The sequence below is a fragment of the Corynebacterium sp. 212_CJEI genome, from assembly GCF_001055915.1.
Taxonomy (GTDB): Bacteria; Actinomycetota; Actinomycetes; order Mycobacteriales; family Mycobacteriaceae; genus Corynebacterium; species Corynebacterium jeikeium_D.
In genome coordinates this window covers 20,286-44,009 of record NZ_JVPT01000083.1, presented here as the reverse complement: position 1 = coordinate 44,009, position 23,724 = coordinate 20,286, and the positions used below count along the sequence as shown (strand labels likewise).

20 protein-coding genes and 1 tRNA gene are annotated in these 23,724 nt (G+C 58.0%); 11 read left to right on the top strand and 10 right to left on the bottom strand.

All coding sequences use genetic code 11. The annotated features are described in order from the left end of the window. The first annotated feature begins 2 nt into the window (after positions 1–2). Positions 3–1,343: a fatty acid desaturase family protein gene (locus ADB02_RS10895; RefSeq protein WP_049191131.1), complete on the top strand. Its 1,341-nt coding sequence runs from the start codon at positions 3–5 to the stop codon at positions 1,341–1,343. Here ADB02_RS10895 and ADB02_RS10890 read toward each other — a convergent pair. The 3 genes from ADB02_RS10890 to aroA are packed head-to-tail and all read right to left on the bottom strand — an operon-like array spanning position 1,340 to position 5,239. Next, positions 1,340–2,725: a chloride channel protein gene (locus ADB02_RS10890; RefSeq protein WP_049191129.1), complete on the bottom strand. Its 1,386-nt coding sequence runs from the start codon at positions 2,723–2,725 to the stop codon at positions 1,340–1,342. The genes ADB02_RS10895 and ADB02_RS10890 overlap by 4 nt on opposite strands. Further along, positions 2,712–3,758 carry a ribosome small subunit-dependent GTPase A gene (gene rsgA / locus ADB02_RS10885; protein ID WP_049191126.1) on the bottom strand — a complete coding sequence of 349 codons (1,047 nt, stop codon included), beginning with the start codon at positions 3,756–3,758 and terminating at the stop codon, positions 2,712–2,714. Before rsgA ends, ADB02_RS10890 begins: the two co-directional genes overlap by 14 nt. Positions 3,759–3,760: 2 nt before the next feature. Further along, positions 3,761–5,239: a 3-phosphoshikimate 1-carboxyvinyltransferase gene (gene aroA / locus ADB02_RS10880; protein WP_080969626.1), complete on the bottom strand. Its 1,479-nt coding sequence runs from the start codon at positions 5,237–5,239 to the stop codon at positions 3,761–3,763. A gap of 70 nt (positions 5,240–5,309) precedes the next feature. Between aroA and ADB02_RS10875 the strand changes: the two genes are divergently transcribed. After that, positions 5,310–6,005, top strand: a complete 696-nt coding sequence (locus ADB02_RS10875) for an SOS response-associated peptidase (protein ID WP_049191121.1) — start codon at positions 5,310–5,312, stop codon at positions 6,003–6,005. 39 nt (positions 6,006–6,044) lie between these two features. Here the strand turns inward: ADB02_RS10875 and ybaK are convergent, their stop codons facing one another. After that, positions 6,045–6,557: a Cys-tRNA(Pro) deacylase gene (ybaK, locus tag ADB02_RS10870; RefSeq protein WP_049191118.1), complete on the bottom strand. Its 513-nt coding sequence runs from the start codon at positions 6,555–6,557 to the stop codon at positions 6,045–6,047. A 97-nt stretch (positions 6,558–6,654) separates the two neighbouring features. Here ybaK and ADB02_RS10865 point away from each other — a divergent pair, with 97 nt between their 5' ends. After that, a complete protein-coding gene (locus ADB02_RS10865; RefSeq protein ID WP_016422221.1) occupies positions 6,655–7,284 on the top strand; it encodes a sigma-70 family RNA polymerase sigma factor in 630 nt (209 codons plus the stop codon). Then, entirely contained in the window at positions 7,281–7,589 is a 309-nt protein-coding gene (rsrA, locus tag ADB02_RS11875; RefSeq protein ID WP_016422222.1) for a mycothiol system anti-sigma-R factor, read from the top strand. The genes ADB02_RS10865 and rsrA overlap by 4 nt, the downstream gene beginning before the upstream one ends. A 136-nt stretch (positions 7,590–7,725) precedes the next feature. Here the strand turns inward: rsrA and ADB02_RS10855 are convergent. From ADB02_RS10855 to ADB02_RS10845, 4 genes are all read right to left on the bottom strand, one after another. After that, a tRNA-Ala gene (locus ADB02_RS10855) sits at positions 7,726–7,798 on the bottom strand. A 364-nt stretch (positions 7,799–8,162) separates the two neighbouring features. Then, a complete protein-coding gene (locus ADB02_RS11870) occupies positions 8,163–8,237 on the bottom strand; it encodes a 50S ribosomal protein bL37 (protein WP_014300525.1) in 75 nt (24 codons plus the stop codon). Between the two features lie 76 nt (positions 8,238–8,313). Beyond that, entirely contained in the window at positions 8,314–8,583 is a 270-nt protein-coding gene (locus tag ADB02_RS10850; RefSeq protein WP_016422223.1) for a WhiB family transcriptional regulator, read from the bottom strand. Between the two features lie 486 nt (positions 8,584–9,069). Further along, positions 9,070–10,176, bottom strand: coding sequence for a diacylglycerol/lipid kinase family protein (locus ADB02_RS10845; protein WP_241482479.1), 1,107 nt, complete (start codon positions 10,174–10,176; stop codon positions 9,070–9,072). Positions 10,177–10,276: 100 nt separating this feature from the next. On the opposite strand from ADB02_RS10845, the gene ADB02_RS10840 reads away from it, so the two are divergent. After that, positions 10,277–10,735, top strand: a complete 459-nt coding sequence (locus tag ADB02_RS10840) for a hypothetical protein (RefSeq protein ID WP_241482478.1) — start codon at positions 10,277–10,279, stop codon at positions 10,733–10,735. On the opposite strand, the gene ADB02_RS10835 is transcribed toward ADB02_RS10840, so the two are convergent. After that, a complete protein-coding gene (locus ADB02_RS10835) occupies positions 10,732–12,063 on the bottom strand; it encodes a hypothetical protein (protein WP_049191111.1) in 1,332 nt (443 codons plus the stop codon). The genes ADB02_RS10840 and ADB02_RS10835 overlap by 4 nt on opposite strands. Positions 12,064–12,131: 68 nt before the next feature. Beyond that, on the bottom strand, positions 12,132–13,496 hold the full coding sequence (locus tag ADB02_RS10830; protein WP_049191109.1) for a DEAD/DEAH box helicase: 1,365 nt from the start codon (positions 13,494–13,496) through the stop codon (positions 12,132–12,134). 94 nt (positions 13,497–13,590) lie between these two features. Between ADB02_RS10830 and ADB02_RS10825 the strand changes: the two genes are divergently transcribed. The 6 genes from ADB02_RS10825 to ADB02_RS10800 all read left to right on the top strand — a co-directional run bounded on the left by ADB02_RS10825 (position 13,591) and on the right by ADB02_RS10800 (position 23,718). Then, positions 13,591–13,815, top strand: a complete 225-nt coding sequence (locus ADB02_RS10825; protein ID WP_042388469.1) for a DUF3107 domain-containing protein — start codon at positions 13,591–13,593, stop codon at positions 13,813–13,815. Then, complete coding sequence (locus tag ADB02_RS10820) at positions 13,815–14,723, top strand: DUF3152 domain-containing protein (RefSeq protein WP_049191106.1); 909 nt, start codon at positions 13,815–13,817, stop codon at positions 14,721–14,723. Before ADB02_RS10825 ends, ADB02_RS10820 begins: the two co-directional genes overlap by 1 nt. Positions 14,724–14,732: 9 nt before the next feature. Continuing rightward, positions 14,733–15,584: a TIGR02569 family protein gene (locus tag ADB02_RS10815; RefSeq protein ID WP_049191104.1), complete on the top strand. Its 852-nt coding sequence runs from the start codon at positions 14,733–14,735 to the stop codon at positions 15,582–15,584. A 103-nt stretch (positions 15,585–15,687) separates the two neighbouring features. Further along, a complete protein-coding gene (locus ADB02_RS10810) occupies positions 15,688–19,038 on the top strand; it encodes an ATP-dependent helicase (RefSeq protein WP_241482476.1) in 3,351 nt (1,116 codons plus the stop codon). Positions 19,039–19,040: 2 nt separating this feature from the next. Next, entirely contained in the window at positions 19,041–22,535 is a 3,495-nt protein-coding gene (locus ADB02_RS10805; protein WP_049191099.1) for an ATP-dependent helicase, read from the top strand. 115 nt (positions 22,536–22,650) lie between these two features. Then, positions 22,651–23,718: a potassium channel family protein gene (locus tag ADB02_RS10800; RefSeq protein ID WP_016422233.1), complete on the top strand. Its 1,068-nt coding sequence runs from the start codon at positions 22,651–22,653 to the stop codon at positions 23,716–23,718. The last annotated feature ends 6 nt before the right edge of the window (positions 23,719–23,724 follow it).

The following is a 23,724-nucleotide window of genomic DNA, read 5'->3' as shown; positions in this document are numbered from 1 at the left end:
CCATGGCAATTTCCGATATCGCATCGTATGCGCACTTGAGCGAAGAAGACGTCGCAGAGATTGGGCGTCGGTTTGCGGAAATCGAAAAGCAACACCGCGATTCGCTGGGACAGAAGGATGCTCGCTACATCCGCACGCTCATCCGCATTCAGCGCACCCTTGAGGTGACTGGTCGAGGCCTGCTGATGGTGCCGACCGCCGGCATGGCCCTGAACAAATTGGGGATGCTGCCGAAGTCGTGGAAGAACACCGCGCACTGGGGTTTCAAATGGGCGGGCGTCTCAGCGCTGGGGTTGGCAAAGATTTTGGAAAACCTCGAAATCGGACACAACACCATGCACGGTCAGTGGGACTGGATGAATGACCCCGAGATTCACTCGGCCACCTGGGAGTGGGACAATTCCTGCCCATCCAGCGGGTGGAAGCACTCCCACAACTTTGTCCACCACAAGTACACCAACGTGCTCGGTATGGACAACGATGTGGGATATGGCATTCTCCGGGTGACTCGTGACCGCCGTTGGAAGCCATCGACGCTGCTGCAGCCGGTGACAAACGTGGTGTTGGCCAGCCTTTTCCAATGGGCAGTGGCCTTCTATGACGTCGAGCTCGGGCGCGTGTTCGCCGGCAAGAAATCCTGGGATGAGGCCCGACCGCAGCTCATGGAGGTGCTCAACAAGTCGGGGCGCCAGGTGGTCAAGGACTACGTTCTTTTCCCGGCGATGGCGGGTCCGCGTTACCGCGAAGTGGCATTTGCGAACATGATGGCCAACCTCGCCCGTAATCTGTGGGCCTACGCTGTCATCTTCTGCGGACACTTCCCGGATGATGCCGAGACTTTCACCAAGGAGCAGTACAACACCGAGGACAAGAGTGAGTGGTATTTGCGCCAAATGCTGGGCTCGGCGAACTTCCACGGTGGGCTGGCGTTGTCGGTGCTCTCGGGAAATCTGAATTACCAGATTGAGCACCACCTCTTCCCAGACATGCCATCCAACAGGCTCATGCAGATTTCGAAGCAGGTTCAGCAGATTTGCCGGGAATACGACCTGCCGTACAACACGGGGTCGTTCCCGAAGCAGTTCTTCCAGGTCCAGCGCACACTACTAAAGTTGTCGCTGCCGAATCGCTTCTTAGTCGCTGACCCGGACAACGCCCCAGAGGTGCGTTCGGAGGCGGCGTTCAAGAAGTATCCGCAGGTTGAAGCGGAGCTCCAGTCCAGTTCCCCGCAACGCAAGGGCTTAGCGACGGGGCTGCGAATGCTCCGCCGTCTTCGCCCAGGCGTCCGGGAAATTGTCCGAGCCTATACAGGTCGCTCAACGCACACTGCTGCGCACGGTTAGCCCTCGACCCGCTTGCGGATCGCAGCTGCGGCTGCCGGTTTGCGGTTCCATGGCATTGATTGCTTGTGGGGGAGCCGTAGCCAGGCGCGAATTATGGTCACAGTTAGTGTCGCAGTTGCACCAGCGAGGAAGAGCGCTAAGTAAGCCGAGGAATTCTGGCCGGTAAACTCCACGGTCACGATCAGTGCGAACAGTGGAGCTGCCATGGACGCCGACAGGAAGGCCGCCGCGCCGAGAATCGCAAAGTCGCTCAGCGGAACTGAGGGCATCAATGGCTGTACGAAGCAGCCGACGATGAAACCGCTGAGCGCGCCAAGGGCAAAGCCGGGAGTCAAGAGACCACCGACGGCCCCCGAACGGAAAGTAACGAGAACCGCGATAGCCTTCGCAATCAGCAGGATGACAGCAAAACCCAGCAGCGGGCGGTCCATGAGAACTGTGGTCGCAGCGATACGGCCATTGCCCAAGACTTCTGGAACCCACAGTGAAATCACACCAACTAGCGTGAACGCGAGGGGGATGGCCCAGGCAGAATGCCAGCCAGTCGGTGCCTTGTCTAACACCCGCGAGCTGAGAATGCGAAATGCGTAGCCAATGGCGCCGCAGATAACGCCGAGGAGCAGTGCCGCACCGAGGTTGCCCCATCCGTCTGAGAGATTGATTGGGCTGTAGAGCGGGCTACTTCCGACCACAATGCCCGACGTCACCGTCGCAATGGCCGAACACGCCAGCACCACCATCACCGCGGTAATGCTCAGTGAGCCCAGCAGAATCTCCAACGAGAAAACCGCTCCAGCCAGCGGGATGTGATAGATCGCCCCCAGGCCGGCACCGGCCGCTGCTGCGACCAGAATACGGCGGTGTAGCGGATCGATGCGTAGTCGATGCGACATCTGTGAGGCCACCATTGCACCTAGCTCACGCGGGGCATTCTCGCGTCCCATGGATGCACCTGCGGCTACGGTCGCCATCTGCAAAAACACATTGACAAGAGTCGACCACACAGGCATGAGACGGCCGTGCATGCCCGCCTCAACGCTTTCAATGGGCTTCGCCTTTGTACGCAAAGCGGCCCACATTGGTCCTGCAATCAGCCCCGCCAACACAATCCCGACAAAGCGCTGTAGGCCGGTGGTGCCATCGGTCACGACCGCTACGTCACCCTCGTGCTGCCCGTAGACCGCGTACTCGATCCCGTGCATAATCAGCGCGAGCCCGGCTGCTCCGAGCCCCGTCGCAAGACCCACGATAAGCGTGTAGATGCACAGTCGAATCCAGCTGCCGGGAGCGGGGTAGAGACCGGAGTCCTCTTTGTTCGACTCAGCACTTGCCGAGGCTTCAGAGGGCGTCTCCGCAGAATTGGTGTGGCTAGTCTCTTTCAATGTCCAGCTCCCAGTCCTCGTTGTCGCTGATAGCGATCAATAGACGACGCACTGCCATCGCTCGACGGTGCTGAACTCCCTCCAACTTGTCCAGGGCGCACTCTGGATCCGCGGGTGGTCCCAAATGGGTGCAACCACGTGGGCATCCATCTGTTGCCGCCTGGATATCTGGAAACGCTGCCAGTAGCGTCTCCGGTGTCACATGAGCCAGGCCAAAGGAACGAATGCCTGGGGTATCAATGATCCACGAGGGCGCGCTGTTTTCGCTTTCCGACGGCAACATCAGCGCCACCGACTGCGTGGAGGTATGGCGGCCCTTACCCACACCACTGACTTCGCCGGTCTCACGGTTGGCTTCGGGAACAATCCGGTTGACGAGGGTTGATTTCCCAACACCGGAATGCCCAACCAAAGCTGTCACTCGTTCTGGAACATCGATGAGCTCTGACAAAGGAGCCAAGTCATCGTTAATACCGCAGACAACGACATCCACTCCGAGTGCGGAAAACTCCCCGGCAAATTCCTCTGGGTCAGCCAGATCAGACTTAGTCAGACAGAGCACGGGACGGACACCGCCGGCGTAGGCCGCGACCAGCGCGCGTTCGACAAAACCGGTGCGGGGTTCAGGATCGGCGACTGCACACACAATGAGTAGCAGGCTGGCATTGGCCACGACAATGCGCTCATACGGGTCATTGTCATCGGCGGTGCGACGCAAAACCGTGCTGCGCTCTGCCAGCTTGACGATGCGGGCCAGTGTGCCCTCACGGCCGCTGACATCGCCGACGACACCGACACGGTCACCGACAACGATATTGGTGCGGCCGAGCTCGCGGGCACGCATGCATGTCACTGCAACATCAGCGTTGTTATCGAGGACTACACCCCAACGACCACGATCCTTGGTCACCACCATGCCCCAGTGGGCATCTGCGTGGCTAGGGCGATCCTTCGTCCGTGGCCGAGACCCTCTACCGGGGCGGATGCGTACATCGGACTCGTCCCATTGCCGTCCACGCCTGCGTGCCGCCACTGTTATTTCCCTGCCTCGGTTCCGTCCTCCATGCCATCAAGTCGAGTGTCGACCGACTTTTCCAACGAACTAGGGCTGGGGGAGGCCAGTCCGAGCATCTCCAGCCAGCGCAGGTCGAATCCAGGCATGGTCTTAGCGGTGGTACCGATGTTTTCGACTTCCACGCCCTCCGTGCGCAGGCCAACAATGGCACCAGCGGTGGCCATTCGATGGTCGGCGTAGCTGTGCCAGAGGCCACCGTGGAGCGGAACGGGGTCAATCGCAATGCCGTCGTCAAGCTCCGTAGCGCGACCGCCGAGGCGGTTGATTTCCGTGGTGAGCGCGGCAAGACGGTTGGTTTCGTGACCGCGCAAGTGTGCAATACCCGTCAGCTCGGTGCGGGTGGTGGCCAGGGCGGCGATGGCAGCGACCGTTGGGGTCAGCTCGCCAATCTCGGACATGTCCATCGTGATTCCGCGCAGCTCTGACGGCTTTGGGCCCACGACGGTGAGGCTGGTGCGGCCACCCTCGTGACGGTTGAACGTCACGGTAGCGCCCATTGCGGTGAGGATCTCGCGGATGCGGTCGCCCGGCTGCGTGGTGTGCTCTGGCCAGTCGGGCACGGTGACGCTGCCACCAGTGACAGCTGCAGCGGCCAGGAAGGCGGCAGCGTTGGACAGGTCGGGCTCGATCTGCCAAGTACGACCCATCATTTCGGTGGGGTGAATGGTGAACGTTGTGCGTGATCCCTCAGGTGCGTCGGCCGTGGTCTCGTCGACCTGCACACCGGCCTCACGGAGCATGTCCAGGGTCATGTCAATGTGCGGGCGGGATGGAATCTCTCCGGTCGGGCGAAGTACGAGGCCACGGCCATAGCGCGGCGCTGACAGCAACAGGCCGGAGACGAACTGGCTTGAGGCCGAAGCGTCAATTTCCACTTCGCCGCCGATGTCCGGCAGATCTTGCTCTTGGACCGAGTCACCGAGGCGGTTGCCCTGGTTCGGCCCCTGTGGATTGACCGTGAAAGGAAGCCCATTTCCAGCGATGTTCACACCGAGGCTGCGCAGGGCATCCAGCACGGCTGACATCGGGCGAGCCTTGGCCTCTACGTCGCCTTCGAAGAACACCGACCCCTGTGCCAGAGCTGCGATAGGCGGCACGAAGCGCATAACCGTACCTGCAAGGCCACATTCCACGACACCACCGCGGAGCATGCGTGGAGTGACACGGAGCGTGTGGTTCGGGGAACCCGAATATGTCGAGTCGGCACTGATGTCAGTTCCCAGGGCCTGCAGTGCGCGAATCATAAGATCGGTATCGCGAGAGCGCAGAGCACCATGGATAACCGATGGGGTCGAAGATAGCGCCGCGATGACAAGAGCACGGTTCGTAATCGACTTCGAGCCGGCAATCTGCACCGTGGCGCTAAAAGGCTGTCGACCGGATTCGGCACCGTCGACACTTACAGTAGGGGCGGACCAATTCTGATTTTGGGAACACACACAACCAATTATGGAACACTTTCACTCCATACCTCGACTAGAGGGGGAGACATCGGCACAATCAGTTGGTATGTGTGGTCGTTTCGTCAATTTCACAGTCGCCGAAAAGCTGCTCAGCACCACGGCTGAAATTCCCGGTTTGGCGCCCGTGCGTGCCGACGGCCCGTTGCCCACCTCCCGCTACAACATCGGCCCGACCATGCCAATAGTTGCTCTTGCCCGCGAGCATCCCGGCCGCACAGGAACCATTGCAGCCACCGTGCGCTGGGGTTTAATTCCGCAGTGGGCCCGCGAAGTGCCAACGACACCTTTCTTCAACGCCCGTGCGGAAACCTGGCAGTCCAAACCGACTTTCCGGGACGGCCTTCCCTGCGCAATCCCCATGAACGGTTGGTATGAATGGAAAAGTCGCCAGCCCTACTTCGTCAGCTTCGGTGATGGCGCACCGCTTTTCACCGTCGCGGGTCTGTGGGCACGCTGGGGAGATATAGTCTCCGCCACAATTCTCACCACCGACGCCGTGGGACAGCTCGTGGATCTGCATCATCGTATGCCGCGCGTGCTTGCCGACGATGAAGTCAGCGATTGGCTGGATCTCTCGGCCTGGGCAGCAAACGGAGATGTTGGCGTGACCAGCGCCGAGGTGGTGGACAAGCTGACCATCCGACCGGTCAACCGCGTCGTCGGTAATGTTGCGAATGAAGGGTCGCACCTGTTGGATGAGCCCGATGGCGCGGTACCCGGCCACAACGAGGAGCTGTTTTAAGGCCGTATCAGCGGGGAGGTTGCAGGAGTAGCCGCAGGATTAGCGGGCGATGTCGGCGACCGTGGCGTCGCAAAGCGAAACCAAATCAGCGGGTGACATTTCGATGTCCCACCCGCGGCGACCACCGGAGACGAACACAGTGTCGGAGAGAGTGGCTGTCTCATCAATGACAGTGGGGAGCTTGCGGCGACCGCCAAGCGGGGAGATGCCGCCGGGAATGTAGCCGGTGGCAAGTGACGCGTCATGCGGGTCGGCCATCGTGGCCTTGGAAGCCCCGATAGCCGCGGCGGCGGCCTTGAGGTTGAGCATTCCAGTGGCGGGGACGACGGCGATGGCCAGCCCAGTGCGTTTGCCGGATAGCTCGATAATGAGAGTTTTGAAGATGCGTTCGGGCTCAACGCCGAGGTGTTCTAGCAGCCAAGAGGCGGCCTCTTCGCCGAAGTTGTCGCTGCCGTGGGGGAATTGGTGAACGTGGAAGTCGATTCCGGCGTTCTGACAGAAGGCGATAGCCGGGGTGGCGGCAGCGGATTTTTTGGCGGACTTCTTCGACATAATTTCCCATCGTTGCACACCAGCGCAATTACGCTACGAAATGCCTGGTGACGGGGGTCTGCCGACTCGTGGGTGCGGATGTTTTAGGATAGGTAGCATGTCAGGTGATCAGACAGGAACATCGGCCATCCGGACTGATGAGTCGGATGAGGAGCTTGCGCAGCGCTTTGAGCGTGATGCCATGCCGCTTTTGGATCAGCTCTATGGAGCGGCGCTGCGGATGACACGCAACCCCGCCGATGCCGAAGACCTGGTGCAGGAGACCTATATAAAGGCTTTTCAGGGCTTCCGCTCCTACAAGCCGGGCACGAATCTGAAAGCGTGGCTCTACCGCATTCTGACGAATGCGTACATCAACAACTACCGCAAGGCGCAGCGTCGTCCTGCCGAGTACGCCACCGATGACATCACCGATTCACAGATCGCGGAAACCGCGTCGCACACTTCGATAGGGCTGCGCTCTGCTGAGGTTGAAGCGCTGGAAAAGCTTCCTGACGAGGAAATTCGTGACGCTTTGATGAGTCTCAAAGAGGATTACCGGATGGTGGTCTACTACGCCGATGTCGAGGGATTGCCCTACAAGGAAATCGCCGAAATCATGGGCACGCCCATCGGAACTGTGATGAGTCGGCTCCACCGTGGAAGAAAACAGCTCCGAGACGCGTTGCACAACGTAGCCGTGGAACGTGGATTCTTGAAAGAAGAGAAGGGAGATTCTCCGCGATGAGCCGAGAGTCGAGCCAAGATATGGAGCAGACGCCAGAGCGCGGGCACGCCTGTGAAGATGCTTTCTGTCAGGATGTCCACTCGCGCCTACACGCATTTTTGGATGGCGAGTGTGATTCGGAGGAGCGCCGCTTTCTCGAGGAACACATTCACAAATGCCCTCAGTGCTTAGAAGAGTTCGGTTCCGAGCAAGCTATCCGACGGCTGCTGCGCCGGTGCTGCCAGCAACCTGCCCCTGAGGACCTCCGCCAGCGCATTACCACCCGCATACGCGTGTCCTATACGCGGGTGGAGTACCGCAGGTAGTTGCTGGCGGCTAGATTTTGGCGTGTATTCCTTTGACGCTTAATGCGATGTTGCGTAATGCGGTAATGCGAAATGCGTAATGGGAAAATCCCAGGTCACGGTGATGTGGCCTGGGATATTTTTGTGGAGCTATTTGTGGAGCTAAGGGGAATCGAACCCCTGACCTTCGCATTGCGAACGCGACGCTCTACCAACTGAGCTATAGCCCCATTGCTTTCGAGCAACCTAGCTGGAGCTGCTGTAAAAGCTCTGTTTTCAGACGTTACTCCGGTGGGGTTTGGGCTCCAAACTCGCTGGTAAGGTTCTGGCGGATGGTTAATCCGGAAAGCGAGGATGCGGTATCGACGAGGCATCGAAAAGGTGTTGAAAGTGACTAGGTTTATGACAAAAAACCGCGGGTGAATTCAATTCATGTGTCATGAACCTAGTCACTTTCAGACCTGCTACCCGTTGAGGTATCCGCTGGAGGCATAAAAAACTCCACCCCGTCCCTCGGTGCAATACCGAGTTGTGCTGGAGTGGAGTGAGATGTCTTAGCCGGTGATGGCTAAGACTGCTGCAACTAAGGGCAACTTAGCTGTTCGGACGCTTGCCGTGGTTAGCCTTGTTCTTACGGCGGTCCTTGCGCTTACGGCCACGCTTGCTCATAGCTGGGCTCTCTTTCTATCGGGTTAAACAGGTATCAACCGGTATAGATTACACGGTACGAGGGTAAGTCCTTTAATTAGACCGTGGTGCTGGTGCGAGTGCGACGGGTGCGGCCGCGGTTGCGACGGCGCTTCAGTGCGCGACGCTCATCCTCGCTCATGCCGCCCCAGACACCTGCATCCTGGCCGGTCTCAAGTGCCCAGGCCAGGCACTGAGCAGTAACGGGGCAACGGTTGCAAACGACCTTGGCCTTAGCAATCTGGGCGAGAGCCGGGCCGGAGTTACCGACCGGGAAGAACAGCTCCGGATCCTCTTCACGACAAACGGCCTTGTGACGCCAATCCATGACAAACTCCTAAAACATTACGAGCCCCGGGTGAGGGCAGGGTTAAATTTCCTTGCGGGAAGGCAGCTCCGGAAATGGATTTCGTCAGACACGACAAATCGCCGTATCTCAACGAAGGTTTGGGGTTCATTCCCGGTTGCCCAGGGGTATTAGGCATCTTGGGAGGGGCCACCTGTTCCATCGCCTATACGACGTGAAAGGTAGTGGGGACTCACCAAAGAGTTTGCGCCTAAAAAGGCGAGACTTGCATGGTTACACAACCAGTGAACTGCGTGCCTGTCTCGCTGACGATTTACATGTTTTCACGACTGGGGCGGTTCGTAAAGAGCAAAATGAATAAAAGTGCCAAACCTCACAGAAAAGTGAAGTTTTGGTTAAAACGCCAGGTCAAAACTAGCCCCTTGTGGGGGTGATTTTAGTTTTGGTAATTGCAGTAGTGAGGGTGTATGGCGCGTTTTTGTTGGCTTGTCAGTAAACAGTTACAGCTTAAGCCGGGTTTGCCTCGGTCTTTTGGCTTGTACTGAACAGGCGGCGTGTGCGATCCATGGCCTTTTTGGTCACCACAACGAGCAAGCGCTCGTCCACGGGGCGGGTAGCGACTTTCTTGGTGAACTGGTCCTCGGTGTAATCGTCGGCACGCGCCACAAAATTGATTGCGCCTTGCTTAACGCGGATGTTGAGGGAATCGCGCTGATTGATGTACTCGCCGTCCAATTGGAGACGAAGTGGAGCAGTAGCGGTGAGCTGGATGTGCTGAGCGTTGTCAACGCGTCGTTCGCGGGCTTCTATGTGGAAGGGGGAGCGCAGTCGGGTGAAGAAACCGGCCAAATTGGCTGCGGCGACAAGCCCCGTCACTCCCTTTAAAGAAGTGAAGCCATAAAACCCCAGGCCCCTGCGCAGTGACACAGTGGGGTTGGTGACGATGGGGAGGTCGCCGAGGAATGTCCATGGATTGGAGTTGGACACCACAGCCATTGCGAGATCGCGGCCAAATTCCTTGCCGTCGATAGTTGCGGTGATTTGTGGCGGGCTTTTGCGCAACTCGTTCCATGCGGTGAAAATTGCCGGCAAATAGCGCACGGCTTTGGCGCGGGTGCCGTTATGTCGGAGCTGTTCCATGGTGGAAATGACTTCCGCATCGATGCCGATACCGGCATTGACGACGAAGCATCGCTCTGCTGCATGTCCAACGCTAATAGCGCTGCGGGTTCGGGAGCGCAGCAGGCTTGCGATGTACCACGCGGCATCTACGGGGTCGCGGGGAATGCCCAACGCACCTGCCAAGACGTTGGCGCTGCCTGTGGGAATTGTTGCGATGGCAGGCAGGTCAGTGGCAGGCAGTGCGGAGAATGGGTTGGAGTCCATGAGCCCATTGACAATCTCGTTAATGGTTCCGTCGCCGCCGAGGGAAATAATGACGTCGTAATCGCGAACCGTTATTCCCGCGACCATTTCCTCAGCATGGCCGGGGTAAGCGGTGAACATGGATGTCAAGCGGATCCCATCGACTGAGCGAAGCGCCCGCACAATGCTGGGCATGCGTCGAGCAGAGTTACTGGTCGAATTCGGATTGGAGATTAGCAACGCACGCACAGGCACCAAGAGTAGTGCATGAATAGACCTGTGATGGGTGCATTGGTCGACTTGCCTCCAGAGTGTATTCATCGGTTCTCACCGGGCTAACATGTAGGGCGTGAGTAACCAGAAAAACAGCAGCAATGCGTCCAAATCGCGTACTACTGACCAGCTTGCGGTAACTGACGGGCCGATGGCCGCACCTCAGGTTGTCATGGTCGGTGCGTGGATCGGTGTCGCCGAATGTACCCTCGGTCTGGGCTACGGAGTCTTCCTTCTGATTCGTGATTTGATGGGGTACCGCGACGAGGCCGCGGTCATTTCCGGTTGGGGTACCGCGCTGTGGTTCCTTCTCATTTTTGGCTCTGTTCTCGCTGGTGCGATTATGTTGCTGCGTGGCGCCCGTTGGGGGCGCGGGCCGATTATTATGCTCAACCTCTGCTTGCTGGGTGTGGCCTATTACATGTTCCGCTCGAGCGCTTTTCTGCTGGCTCTGCCGACGGCGGCAGCTTCAATTGCGGCGCTGGTCTGTATGTTTAGTCCGAAGGCGATTGACTGGGCTGCCCGCTCTTTTTAAATTTCGATGACGAACGCGTCGACTGACTCACCGCGCTGAACCAGTAGCGTGTCACCGACAACTGCAAGACGCACGGGCAGTTCCGGCTTGTCCGCATCATTTGCATGAGTGGACTTCGCAGCTGCAGGCAACGGGAGTGTGCCGATAATTTCGAGAGTTGAGGCATTCAATACCGCGACTCCGTCAGCGACTGGCATGAAAACATGCTCACCCCATGGAGCTGGGGTCCCTGTGGCCTCAGGAAACTCGAAATCCGGTGCCAGGGTGCTCGGACGGAAGCCAAGTAATCCACGTGGCGACCACCACGTCATGTGATGGGGGAGATCCGTTGTAAAAGGCGCACGCGGGGCATCGCCGTCGGAGTTAGCTTCAGCCGGTGCTGGACGCAGGGTAGTCTCACCCAGCGCCAATTCAGTTAGCATCGTGCCGTCCATACGAAAAACTCGGATGCGATTGTCTGACAGTACCGCCGCCGTGTCCTGGCCAATCGATACCAGTGACATATCTGCAGTTACCGGACCAAGGTCAATATCGCTCTTGACCTCCGGTTTCCGAGACTCCTCCGGATTTGCCGCCTGCATGACCAGGCGCCCGTGACCATCGCAGTTGTTTACGACGGCCAGCAGCTCCACGCGCGTGAGCGCACTGATAATCGAACACTCCGGATGCGGCTGCATCTTCGGTTCCGGAGACGCTGGAATCTTGCCGTACTCGACTACTCGGACCAGGTCAGAGCGCCACAGCTCCAGGAATCCAGAGTCGTAGACACCCGCGTATGAGTTCGAGCGCACGGCGGCAGGGCTGTCAGCCGCAATCGATTTACGGGTCGCGACATACTGCCCCGAGTCGGGCTTGAGTGCAACGGTCTCACCGCAGCCAGCTGCCCCACGAAAAGTCGCGAAAACTTGGCCATCACTGCCCGAGAGCGCACAAAGCGGAATATCTCGTCGATAGTGCCAGCGCTCCGTGCCGTCGTTAAGCGAGATAGCACGCACGCCCTTGTTCTCAGCAACGATGAGGGAGTTGTCCATCACCAGTGGCGCCGGGGAGATGGTGTGCGTGCTTGTGCTTGCCGACGATTCAGTGGACCACACCGGCCGGAGAGTATGTGGCATTGCCTCCGGATCGTTCGCGGCCGGGGCTTGCGCTGTGCTGCTCGTCGGTGCCGTGGATTCAGTGCGATCGACCTTACGAGCCGGAGAAGCGACCCATGTCCAACCGACGACTAGCACTACGGCGATGATGAGAACTACTGATGCGATTCGATTGCGGCGCAGTCGGGTCTCTGCAGTGGTGGGCTCAGCGTTGGCTTGTGGTGACTGCAGCACGGTTGGAATGTCCTGTCGACGAGTGGTCGTGGCGAGAGGTGAGGCGGGGAGTTGGCACGCGCAGCGGCCTAGCTGCGACGATGAGAATTGGAGTGGCCGGCCCGCTTTGAGCTTCGTCCTTGGCCGCGATTGCGATGATGAGCCTGTGAGCGGTTGTTTCGCGGGCCTCTTCCGCCACGCCCGCGAGGTGGTCTGGAACCCAACACCGGGCGGGCTGGCCCGACCTTCTCATCGATCCCCTCGGGGATGTCTAGAGCTTCAGCGAGCTCGGGGGAGGTGGAAAACCACGTCGGAATCTCGGCCATGTCCAGGTCGAGAGCATCTGAAATAGCCTTCCACTTTGTGGTTTCATCCCAGCCGACGAGCGTAACGGCGACACCGCTGTGTCCCGCGCGGCCGGTGCGGCCGATGCGGTGGACATAGGTCATTTCGTCATCGGGCACCTGGTGGTTGATGACGTGGGTGACATCGTCGATATCGATACCGCGAGCCGCGACATCGGTTGCGACCAGGACGTCGACGTCGCCATTGCGGAACGCCGTTAGCGAGCGCTCACGTGCAGGCTGGCCCATATCGCCGTGGACGGCGGTGACCAGGAAGCCGCGCTCGCCGAGCTGCTCAGCAACCGAGGCGGCGCCGCGCTTCGTGCGAGCAAAAATGATGGTGCGACCACGACCGTTGGCTTGCAGGATGCGGGCAATGACCGAGACCTTATCCATCTGGTGCGATTGGAAAACAATCTGTTTAGTGGTCTCGTGGACTGTGGCCTCTTCCTCGCCTGATTCAGCGCGGATGTGCACCGGGCGATTCATAAAGGTACGTGCGAGAGTCAGAATTGGGCCCGGCATTGTTGCCGAGAAGAGCATGGTCTGACGTTCATCTGGCACCGCAGCCAGAATCTTCTCGATGTCCGGCAGGAAGCCCAAGTCGAGCATCTCGTCGGCCTCGTCGAGAACCAAAATCTTTACGCCTGACAGCTCTAGATTATTGCGCTGGTAAAGATCGATGAGACGGCCGGGAGTACCGACGATGATGTCCACGCCGCGGTCTAGCTGTTCAATCTGTTCCTCATAGGGGCGGCCACCGTAAATAGTGCACACACGCAGATTGGTTGAGTGCGCAGCGCGGGCCAAATCCTCGCCGACCTGCACACATAGCTCACGGGTGGGGACGATGATGATTGCGCGGGCAGTGCCATCCGGTTCTGGAATGCGGGCGTCATCAAAGACGCGGTCAATAAGGGGGACACCAAAACCAAGAGTTTTTCCCATTCCAGTACGGGCTTGGCCGATGATGTCCGTGCCGTCGAGCGCCAAGGGCAGCGTCAGTTCCTGGATGGCAAATGTGCGGGTGATTCCTTCGTCGGCGAGTGCGTCGCAGATTTCCGCGGCGACCCCCAATTCGACGAATGTCGGGGACTGGGACTCTGCCACGGCGACTCCTTTGCTGTTTGTAACCTCACGTGACACGACGGCTTAATCGGTCTCTCTAATCCTAGCCGCTTTGGGAATGGTTATGATGTCACCTATGGACATCACTATTGGATTTGCAGACAATACGCGTGAGCTGAACATTGAAAACGTCGCTGGTGGCGAGGAGGTCAAGGCTGCGATCTCTCAGAAGCTGGCTGCTGGCGAAGGTGTGATTGAGCTCAGCGACGGCGCTGGTCAGGAGTACCTGATTAATGCTGACAAAGTCGCCTACGTCCGTACCGGTAACAACGCAGACCGTAAGGTTGGCTTCTTCGCCTAATGACGCAAGAACCCTTTCTCGTACGCATTGCAAGGAGCTGGGGATGGCGAGCCTATGCCATCCCCGTACTTGTGGTGCTCACAGTCATCATTCTCTTCGACATCTTCACTGCTGAAGATGATTCTTCAGGTTCCGGCACTGGCACTGTCGCCTCGCAGAGTGGCAATGGTCGCCCTGGTCCGGTGCCCGGTGAGGGATACGGTGATGGTTACGAGGGAGGGCAGTTGCCACCCGGTCCGGCCTTTGCCACGGAGCCCTCGGGAAATTTTAAAGATGTCACCGTGGCGCATCCCCGTGTCGGGGAGGGGCGCGACAATGCGGTCAGTTATTCCGTGGAAATTGAAGACAACATTGATGTTCCTTCGATTGGTGGCGAGCGCGCCTTTGCAGAGACGGTGAACTCGATTCTGGCCGATCCACGTGGCTGGACAGCTAATCCAGATTTTTCTTTCGAGGCAGTGCCTCGCGACCAGGATCCGACGATTGTCGTGCAGCTTTCCGCGACTGGAACCGCACATCAGCTGTGCGGCAACACCTTGGGAATGGAGACCTCCTGTTACCTGTCTGGGCAGCGGGAAGGTGAGCCGGGGCGCGTGGTCGTCAGTATCGCCCGGTGGGTTCGAGGTGCCCTGCCTTTTGAGGGGGATCTGGGATTGTATCGCCAATACCTTATTAATCACGAGGTTGGTCACGGACTTGGGTACGCGGTTCACGAGCCCTGCCCGAGGGACGGCGGTATCGCGCCAATCATGATGCAGCAGACCCTGAGCGTGTCGAACGATGAACTGCACGAAATCGACAGCAGCGAGGTCTATCAGGTCGATGGTAAGACGTGTTCTGTCAACGGCTGGCCGTACCCATTTGGGGCGGACGACGATACGGCCGCACCGACTCAGAAAGCAAGGTAGTAGCAGATTATGATCGCCACTCCTCCCGACCGTGTTTTAGAGGCCTTTGGTGCCGAGGGCGAGCCGCATCGTGCCGGGCGAGCTTGGGACAATGGCTGGGTCTACGACGATTCCATTGTCCTTTCGCCGGTACATAATTCGGCGCAGGCGCTGTGGTCTGCAAAGGTTCGCAGTGCGCTAGATGTCGATGGCGTCCGAGTGGCGAAATCTGTGCGTACCAGTGACGGCCGCTTGGTTATTGCTGGGTGGCAGGCTCGTCATTTCATCCCGGGGGGATTCGCGCCACGTGCCGATGAAACCATTGTGGCCGCTGGTCGCGTGGAAGAGTCGCTTGCCAGTATTGAACGGCCACAGTTCCTCCTTGATAAAGAGCCCGATTACTTCGTCATGTGTAATCGCGCAGCTTGGGACTCTGACCCAATCGGCATCCTCGAGCAGCTTCTCGACGCGGATAGCGTCCCCCGCGCCGATTGTGCCGAGGCTCTCACGATCTCCGGTGATCTTCTCCAGCTGCGGGCAGAGATGGTTGTGCCAACGGAGCTTCTGCAGGTCTGTCACGCAGACCTCGTCGGCACGCTGCTTTACGACGGCACGGCCGCCCCGGTTCTCACCGATATCGTGCCAGCGTGGCATGTCCGTGGTTGGACAGCTGCCTTGGCGGCAGTGGATTGTCTGTCCATGATGGGGGCTGATGAGGAGCTACTGCGGCGCTTCGATCACCTGCCGGATTTCGGTCAGTTGCTCGTTCGTGCGATGTGTTATCGACTTTTTGTCCACGCTGTTAGTCCAGAATCGCAGCCGGGTGCGTATCGCGGTCTGTTCCGCGCGGCTTCGCTAGTTCGCGCGTTTGTGTCTAAGTAACGCCGGGCAGTATTTACGGGAGTTTTTGGGGCGGGGGTATTTTTCTCCTTATTTCGAATGGGTGTTCGAGTATCGGTCCGGAGGTTGTGCCACAATGGTGCACATGAACGTAGATGGAATGCCGAAGGTTCGGTTCGTCCAGGAGGAACCTCCTCGTCGTCGGCAGTGGTTGGGTACTGCGGTAGAGGCGCTTTTCCCTTCCCATAATCAGGCGCTCGTGGTAGAGAACAAGCTTGTAAACCAGTCTGTTGTGCGCGTTTTAGGCGGCCCAGGGACTGGTAAGAGTTCGCTGCTGGCAGATCTCGCGGTGGACTACATGCAGGCGGGCATTCCGGCGGACAGCATTTTGGTGGTGTCACAGTCAAAAGAGGCCGCCGCGGAATTGAGGCGGGATATTGACAGGCGTTTTGCCTCTGAACTGGGGGAAGGCGGTTCGGTCGGGGCAGGTCAAGGTGGCATGGTGCGTGCCGTGCATTCGCTTGCCTATGCAGTAGTACGTGATGCCGCTGTCAGTCGGGGAGAGCCTGAACCATCGTTGACCACTGGTGCACGCCAAGATGCTGTCGTGCGGCAACTTTTGGCCGGTCATGCGGAAGATGGTGGTGCGTATTGGCCAGAGCGGTTGCGCCCGGCTCTTCCGTTAGTCGGTTTTTCCCGTGCGGTTCGTGACTTTCTGCTGCGTGCAGCTGAGCGGGGGATTGATGCCCCGAGGCTTCAGCAGCTCGGCGTGGACTATGGCATTGAGTCGTGGTGTGCGGCTGGCAAGTTTATGGCGGAGTATCAGCAGACTATGCGGTTGGCGTGGGAGCCCAGCCTGAACGCTGCAGAGATTGTCTCTGCGGCATTGATGGAGCTGGATACAGACGCGCAAGCACTGGCTCGGTGGGGAAAGTCGGTGGTGCTGGTCGATGATGCTGAACACCTATCCCCGGAAGCTGCGCGTCTTGTGGATCGGTTTGTGTCGCAGGCGGCCGTAGCCGTCATTACTGGTGATGAAGATCAATCGGTATTCCATTTCCGCGGTGCTAATAATGACTATCTCCGGGGGACTGGTGAGGTCGAGTACAAGGCAATCCACTTGCAGCAGTCTTACCGCTGTAACGCTGATATCGCGGATTTAGTCAACGCAGTTTCTCAGCGCTTGCCTAAGGCTCCTGCATACCGTGGCATTGTCGGTTCAGTTGGAGCACAGGAAGCTCGTGAATCCGAAGTTGGAAACAACAGCGATACCGTCGCAGCGGAAAACTCGTACGCAGCTAAAAGTGCAGTAAGCATAGCTATTCATCCTTCTGAACGTGCACAGCGAGCCACAGTCGCGGACTACTTCCGGCGCCTTCATATTGACGAGGGAGTGGCATGGAAGGATATGGCGGTCATCGTCCGGTCCGGTGCAGGGGAGTCCTCTCTGTTCCGTGCGTTGTCGCGTGCGGGTGTGCCTGTGCAGATTGACCCAACGGACATCGTGCTAAGTCATCAGCGATTGGTGCGAGCGCTGATGGTGGCGTTGCGGGCAACTATGAACCAGCTCGATGACGTGGAGTGGGACGAGTTCCTCTCCGGCCCATTGGTCAACATGGATCCGATTGTCAAAGAGCGTCTGCTGCGCGGAATCCGAAAGGCCGACCTGTTCGGCGGGGCCGCGATGACTCAGCTCATCGGAATCTTGAAGGCAGAGGGACTCACAGCTGAACAGCTGGAGCTTATTGAGTCTCTGTCGCAGCGTGAACGTCAGGCGCTGCAGGTGCCGCTGGATCTGTTGAGCGCAGCTCGTGAAGCGTTGCGCGATGGTGTGGAAGCAACTTTGTGGGCAATTTGGCAGTCCACTGGTTTGGCAGACCATCTGGTGGCGGCATCGTTGCGCGGCGGTACAGCTGGCGCATCGGCTGACCGCGATTTGGATGCTGTGATGGCACTGTTCGACTTTGCTGGTGACCGTGTGGAGCTGAATCCAAAACTGACGGTTGACGGTTTTATCGCTTCTGTGGAAGAGCAGGAGCTGCCCATCGGCGCACGTGACCGTAGCGGGGTAGAGCGCGATGCCGTGCGCATTCTCTCAGCCCATGCGGCTCTGGGCAGGCAGTGGAAAGCAGTAGCGGTTGTCGGAGTCCAGGAAGGCCAGTGGCCCAGCCTCGGTGTGACTGGCTCGGTGATGAAGCAGAACGAGTTCATCGGTCTCGTCGATCACGGAATTGAGCCGCGGGAGTACATCAATTCCATGGCGGATGCGCTGGCGGAGGAACGTCGTTTGCTGCACGTCGCGGTATCACGGGCGAGCGACAGGGTACTGCTGACCGCAGTCGATTCTCCTGACGATGTTGGAGTTCCCAGTCCGTTTATTATCGAGCTCGTTGAAAAGCTCGGTAATTCGGTGACGGAGCTGGCGAAACAATCGGAAGCCTCGTCGTCTGCGAACGGAGTCGGGGCTACGGCTAATGAAGTAAACGCCGGCAATCCGGATGTTGCAGAGGCAGAAGATGTCGCATGGGCCGGTGAAGGCCTGCCACGGGTGCTCTCTGTGGAGTCACTGCTGGCAGAACTGCGTGCAGCCGTTGTGGACGATGCGGAGACTGAGACGCGGCGTCGACAAGCTGCACGTCAACTCGCGCGATTGGCGCAGGTTGAGGTTGCTGGCGCACATCCAGACACCTGGTGGGGGCTCCGTGCACCGTCGACGTCGAAGCCGGTAAATGACAAGAAGCCGATGAGGATCAATCCCTCCAAGGTGGAAGCAACCCTGAGTTGTCCGTTGAAGGCCATGTTGGATAAATCAGCACCGACATCGGCCATGTATCTGGGCTCTCTACTGCATCAGGCGGTAGAAGCAGTCGCCAAGGGAGTGACTGTGCCTGAGGCTCAGTCTGAGATCCGGCGTGTTTTTGGGGACCTGTCAGATGATCCGGAGTGGCGTAAGCGTACTGAGGAAGAGACCTGGTTGACCGGGCTGGAGGATTGGCAGCGGTGGATTGAGACTAAGAAAGATATCGGAACCGAGGTCCCAGTAAATGTCAACATCAACGATGACATCGTGATTGTCGGACGAATCGACCGGTTGATTGAAGACGCTGATGGTGCAGTTCAAATCGTCGATATTAAAACCGGTAAGACAGCGCCCTCCGGTAAAGAAGTAGAAGGACACGCACAGCTAGCTACATATCAACTAGCGCTGTCGAAGGGGAAGCTCGTTGAAAGCGGAGATGGGCTCGCTGTGGACAACGGCGAAGGCATTGAACAATCTGGGGCATACCTGGTATTTCCGCGAAAGTCACACAATAAGACCATTATCACTAGCCGCGAACAGTCAAAGCTCACGGAAGACAAGTTGGCTGACTGGGAGCGTCGCGTGGAGCAGGTAGCACGTGCGACGTCTGGCCCGCGTGCCTTGGCGCTCGCTGGTGATCATTGCAAGTTCTGCACGCTTTCGAAGGCGTGCCCGGCAGCAGAAGGGAATCGGTAGTCATGTCGGAGGAACGAACCATCATTGATCCCGTCACCCTGTCGGAGATGATGGGGCAGGACTTTCCGCCCACCCCGCAACAAGCGGCGGTAATCGGTGCACCGATGGAACCAATGCTTGTTGTCGCCGGTGCCGGTGCTGGTAAAACAGCGACAATGGCTGCCCGTGTTGTGTGGTTGGTCGCCAACGGCTTTATCCGCCCAGAAGAAGTTCTAGGTTTGACCTTCACCAGGAAGGCAGCGCGCGAGCTCGGCGTCCGTATCCGCCAACAGCTGAATGCCCTTGCTTCTTCCGCTGCATTTCGTGCACAAGCTTCACCAGAGGTGCTAGCAAGCCTCGAGGTCATTGCCTCAACCACGCTTACTTACGATGCCTATGCCTCTGAAGTCGTGAGCAATTATGGTCTTTTGCTGCCGACGGAGCCGGGGGTCACCATTATGGATGGCGCGACGCAGTGGCAGTTGGCCTGGGAAACAGCTCGCAATGTGACCGAAATTGATGTCGATATTGCGCCATCAACGCTGGCCAGTCGCATTATTGAGCTGGGGTCGAACATCGACTCAAACTTGTCTACCCCGCAGGCGATTCGCGAGGAAACCGAAGCGTTCATCAGCAATATTGAGCAGACCCCGCAGAAGGGTAAACGCGAGGGGCTAATTGGCGATCTACAGGGCATCGTCGATAAGCAGCGGGAGAGATTAGAGATTTTGCCGCTGGTAGAGCAGGTTCGAGCTCGGTGCAATGAAGAAAATGTAGCCACCTTTGGTATGCAGATGGCTCGTGCGGCCAGGCTAGCCACCGACTTCGCGGAAGTCGGGGAGGAGGAGCGGCGTCGCTTTAAGATCATCATGCTCGACGAGTACCAGGACACGTCGCATACACAGCGGCTGTTCCTGCGTGCGCTGTTCTCCGGTGGTTGTGTCACCGCTGTCGGCGATCCGATGCAGGCAATTTATGGCTGGCGAGGAGCAACGGCCGAAAACCTTGTGCAGTTTGTCAATGATTTTCCGCGGTCGGATGGACAGCCAGCGGAGAAAAAGCAACTGACCATTTCTTGGCGAAACCCGCAGTCAGTGCTGCAGCTTGCTAACGCAGTCTCCGACCGTGCTTTTGCGGGGCAGGCTCGTACGGTAGAGGCACTGGATGCGGGGCCAAAAGCAGGCCAGGGCGAGGTGCAGCTTGCTTTCACTGCAACCGGTGAGGAAGAAGTTGCATACATCGCAGATTGCATGGAGGCGCAATTACGCGAATGTGAAGCAGCTGGCAACAAGCTCGATGCCGCCATCCTGGTTCGGACAAATGCTGAATCGGCTGTCTATTTAGATGCACTGTCTGAGCGGGGTGTGCCTGCAATCATTGTAGGACTCGCTGGATTACTGCACTTGCCCGAGGTCATGGATATCACCTCGGTGATGAAGATATTGGTCGACCCCAGTTCAGACCAGGATGCTCTGCGTCTGCTACTCAGCCCACAGTTCAATTTGGGTGCCGCAGACGTGGAGGCACTTCGCACTCGTGTAGATCAGCTGGCAATCGCAGGAAAGGACGAGTTGGCCCGCAAGAAGGGCAACGTCGAAGAGACTTCAGACTCCTCACCGCTTTCCCAGCTCGCTCGCCAGTATGACAAGCTCGTGGAAGATGCCGAAGCAGCATCGTCCGCGGTGGGGCTGGGGCACGCCATCGCCGACCCGGATATTCGTTTTTACGACGGCACCCCGCTGGCGCGCGGCAGTGTGGAAAAAAATGGGCGGTTGGTCTGCAGCGAGTCACTGAACTACACAGATGAAGCAATGGTGCGCATCGCACAGTTGGGTGCAAGCCTACGAAAACTACGCCGGTTCTCGCTGAATAAGCCTCTGCCGGAACTGGTCGAGGACATCGCTACTGAGTTTGGAATTCGCGTAGAAGCAGCGGCTGGACAGTACGGTTCCGCTACCGCGATAACCAGGCCGACAACCGCACATCTGGATAGGTTTGTCGATATCGCTGCGACGTATTCTCAAAATATCTCGGACGATGTGACAGGGTTTTTGAACTATCTGGAATTCGCTGTCGAACACGATGATGGCTTGGAACGGGCACCTATGAACATGCCGGAAAACTGTGTCCAAATCATGACTATGCACAAGTCAAAGGGCTTGGAGTGGGAAACCGTTGCTGTTCCGGGCATCACCACCAGCAAGTTCGACAAAGTTGATTTGTCATCGTGGCTCACCAATTCAGTTCAGCTTCCTCCTGGGGCAATTACCCAGGTGGATCCGCTAACGGCTAGTGCAGAACCAACAGAGGATGCAACACGGCTTGCAGCAGGCGATTGGACTCCTGTCGCTGATTCTGTCGATAGCAACGCCCCTGAACTGGATATATCAGGCGCCGATAACCAGACCGACCTCAACAAGGTGATCAAAGCCTACAAGGAAGAGCTTCGAGAAGTGGAAAGGGAAGAGAAGCAGCGCCTTTTCTACGTTGCCATGACTCGCTCTGCAAAAAAGCTCATTGTTACTGCAAGCAGGCGGCCTAATCCGAGCTTGAAGAATCCCACTGACGTGTCGGCAGACTTCGCAGCCATCGCCACGCAATTCAGTGACTATGTGGTGTCGTGGACAGATGGGGAGGACCCTGAGGTAGAGGACACTGAAGTCGATTTGGACTGCGACACTGCGGTTGATGGGGTGGTCTGGCCCGTCGATACCCTGGGCAACCGCCGAGATAGTGTGCAGCGAGCAGCCGAAAGCGTCATGCGCTACATGGGCGAAGACCAGGATGAGCGCCCCATTGCAGGTGACCTGTCTGAGGTATGGGAAACGGAAACGACCATTCTCGTGGATGAAATCCTTCGAGCTAAGGCCGCGGAGATTCATCTACCAATGCCGACAAGCATGTCCACTAGCGAATACCAAGCCATGATTGCGGATCCGGTCGCGTTTGCTCGTCGGAAAGCACGCCCGGTGCCGTTTAAGCCAAACCGATTCGCGCGCCGAGGTACGGCATTCCACGCTTGGTTGGAGAATCGCTTCGGTGCACACAGTCTGCTGGACGATGAGGATCTCTTCGGGGATCAACTGGATGACTTCCTCGGCACAGAGCAAGTCGCGTCCGAACGCGAACTGGAGAAATTGAAGGCGAATTTCGAGGCATCTGAGTGGGCTGACCGCACGCCAACGCATGTAGAGGTGCCGTTTGAAATTGCCATCGGGCAGAGGCGGGTCGTCGGCCGAATCGACGCGGTGTTTAACGACAACGGGAAGTGGAGCGTCATTGACTGGAAGACAGGCCAGATGCCGCGCGGAAAGGAAAGGGAAGTAGCGGCGCTACAGCTGGCGATTTACCGCCTGGCGTGGTCGGATAGGCTGCGCGAGATGGGAATGGAAACTGCCCCCGAAGACATTGAAGCCGGGTTTTTCTACGTTTCGGCAGGACGGACGCTAATACCAGATGAAGCGCTACTGCCAAGCAGGATAGAGTTAGACAGGAAAATGCGCGAGCTGATTGGATAATCATCTACGTATGTAACTGCCGCGTGGCCGTGGCCAGTTATCCAGGTGAAAGCAGCAGTTTGTATGCGCTATTTTTCACCGGGAGGAGTTTTCATGAAAGGCAGGCGAGGAGCGGTTGCGTAATCCAATTCGGAAATCTTCGGGATACGAAACCGGGCTCAATGATCTTCCCGGGCATGCACTGCTGGGAGTCATTGGCCTGCCTGAGTCCGCGCCGAAGAATCCTTGGCGGCTAATCATACGTCGTTTGAACTACGCCGTATTTTTGCTGCTGATTGCATCCGTCGTGGTTTACTACGACCGCAACGGATATACGGAGCCTCTCACCTTCATCGATGCGGTGTATTACTCGGCTGTCAGTCTGTCGACGACGGGCTACGGTGACATCACGCCGGTGACACAGAGGGCTCGATTACTCAATATTTTGATCATTACGCCACTGCGTGTGGCCTTCCTTGCTCTCTTGGTCGGTACTACTCTGACCGTTTTGACCCAAGAATCTCGGAAAACCCTGCAAATTCAGCGCTGGAGGAGACAGTTGCGCAACCACACCGTCGTTATCGGATACGGCACCAAGGGTCGTTCTGCCATTGCAGCTCTTCTCGCGGACGGCGTAGATCCGGCAGAAATCGTTGTCATTGATACGGACAAGGAAGCACTCGACCACGCTTCGAATCAAGGCTTGGCGACGGTGCATGGGTCGGCTACTAAATCCGATGTGCTGAAGTTAGCTGGTATTCAGCGTGCCCGCTCTATAGTCGTTGCACCGAACAAAGATGACACAGCGGTGCTGGTCACGTTGTCGGTCCGTGAGTTGGCGCCGGGTGCCTCAATTGTGGCCTCGGTGCGTGAATCAGAAAACCGCCACTTGTTGACGCAGTCAGGTGCAGACCAAGTGGTTATTTCTTCCGAAACCGCCGGCCGAATGCTGGGGCTGGCCACGGTGACTCCTTCGGTGGTTGAGATGATGGAAGACCTCCTGAGCCCGGATGAAGGATTCTCTGTTGCAGAGAGGCTGGTCACCGAAGAGGAAATCGGTGCCAGCCCACGGCACCTCGCGGATATTGCACTCGGCGTGGTGCGCTCGGGTGAGCTGTACCGAATTGATTCACCGGAGTGTGAGTCGGTGGAGCCAGGCGACCGGCTGCTGTACGTCCGCCGTGTCTACAGCAATGACGAATAGCACTCG

What these genes read in the sequence shown, in the direction of transcription:
- ADB02_RS10895 (WP_049191131.1), top strand. Translation starts at nt 3, where the DNA reads ATGGCAATTTCCGATATCGCATCGTATGCGCACTTGAGCGAAGAAGAC.
- ADB02_RS10875 (WP_049191121.1), top strand. Translation starts at nt 5,310, where the DNA reads ATGTGTGGTCGTTTCGTCAATTTCACAGTCGCCGAAAAGCTGCTCAGC.
- ybaK (WP_049191118.1), bottom strand. Translation starts at nt 6,557, where the DNA reads ATGTCGAAGAAGTCCGCCAAAAAATCCGCTGCCGCCACCCCGGCTATC.
- ADB02_RS10865 (WP_016422221.1), top strand. Translation starts at nt 6,655, where the DNA reads ATGTCAGGTGATCAGACAGGAACATCGGCCATCCGGACTGATGAGTCG.
- rsrA (WP_016422222.1), top strand. Translation starts at nt 7,281, where the DNA reads ATGAGCCGAGAGTCGAGCCAAGATATGGAGCAGACGCCAGAGCGCGGG.
- ADB02_RS10850 (WP_016422223.1), bottom strand. Translation starts at nt 8,583, where the DNA reads ATGGATTGGCGTCACAAGGCCGTTTGTCGTGAAGAGGATCCGGAGCTG.
- ADB02_RS10825 (WP_042388469.1), top strand. Translation starts at nt 13,591, where the DNA reads ATGGACATCACTATTGGATTTGCAGACAATACGCGTGAGCTGAACATT.
- ADB02_RS10820 (WP_049191106.1), top strand. Translation starts at nt 13,815, where the DNA reads ATGACGCAAGAACCCTTTCTCGTACGCATTGCAAGGAGCTGGGGATGG.
- ADB02_RS10815 (WP_049191104.1), top strand. Translation starts at nt 14,733, where the DNA reads ATGATCGCCACTCCTCCCGACCGTGTTTTAGAGGCCTTTGGTGCCGAG.
- ADB02_RS10810 (WP_241482476.1), top strand. Translation starts at nt 15,688, where the DNA reads ATGAACGTAGATGGAATGCCGAAGGTTCGGTTCGTCCAGGAGGAACCT.
- ADB02_RS10805 (WP_049191099.1), top strand. Translation starts at nt 19,041, where the DNA reads ATGTCGGAGGAACGAACCATCATTGATCCCGTCACCCTGTCGGAGATG.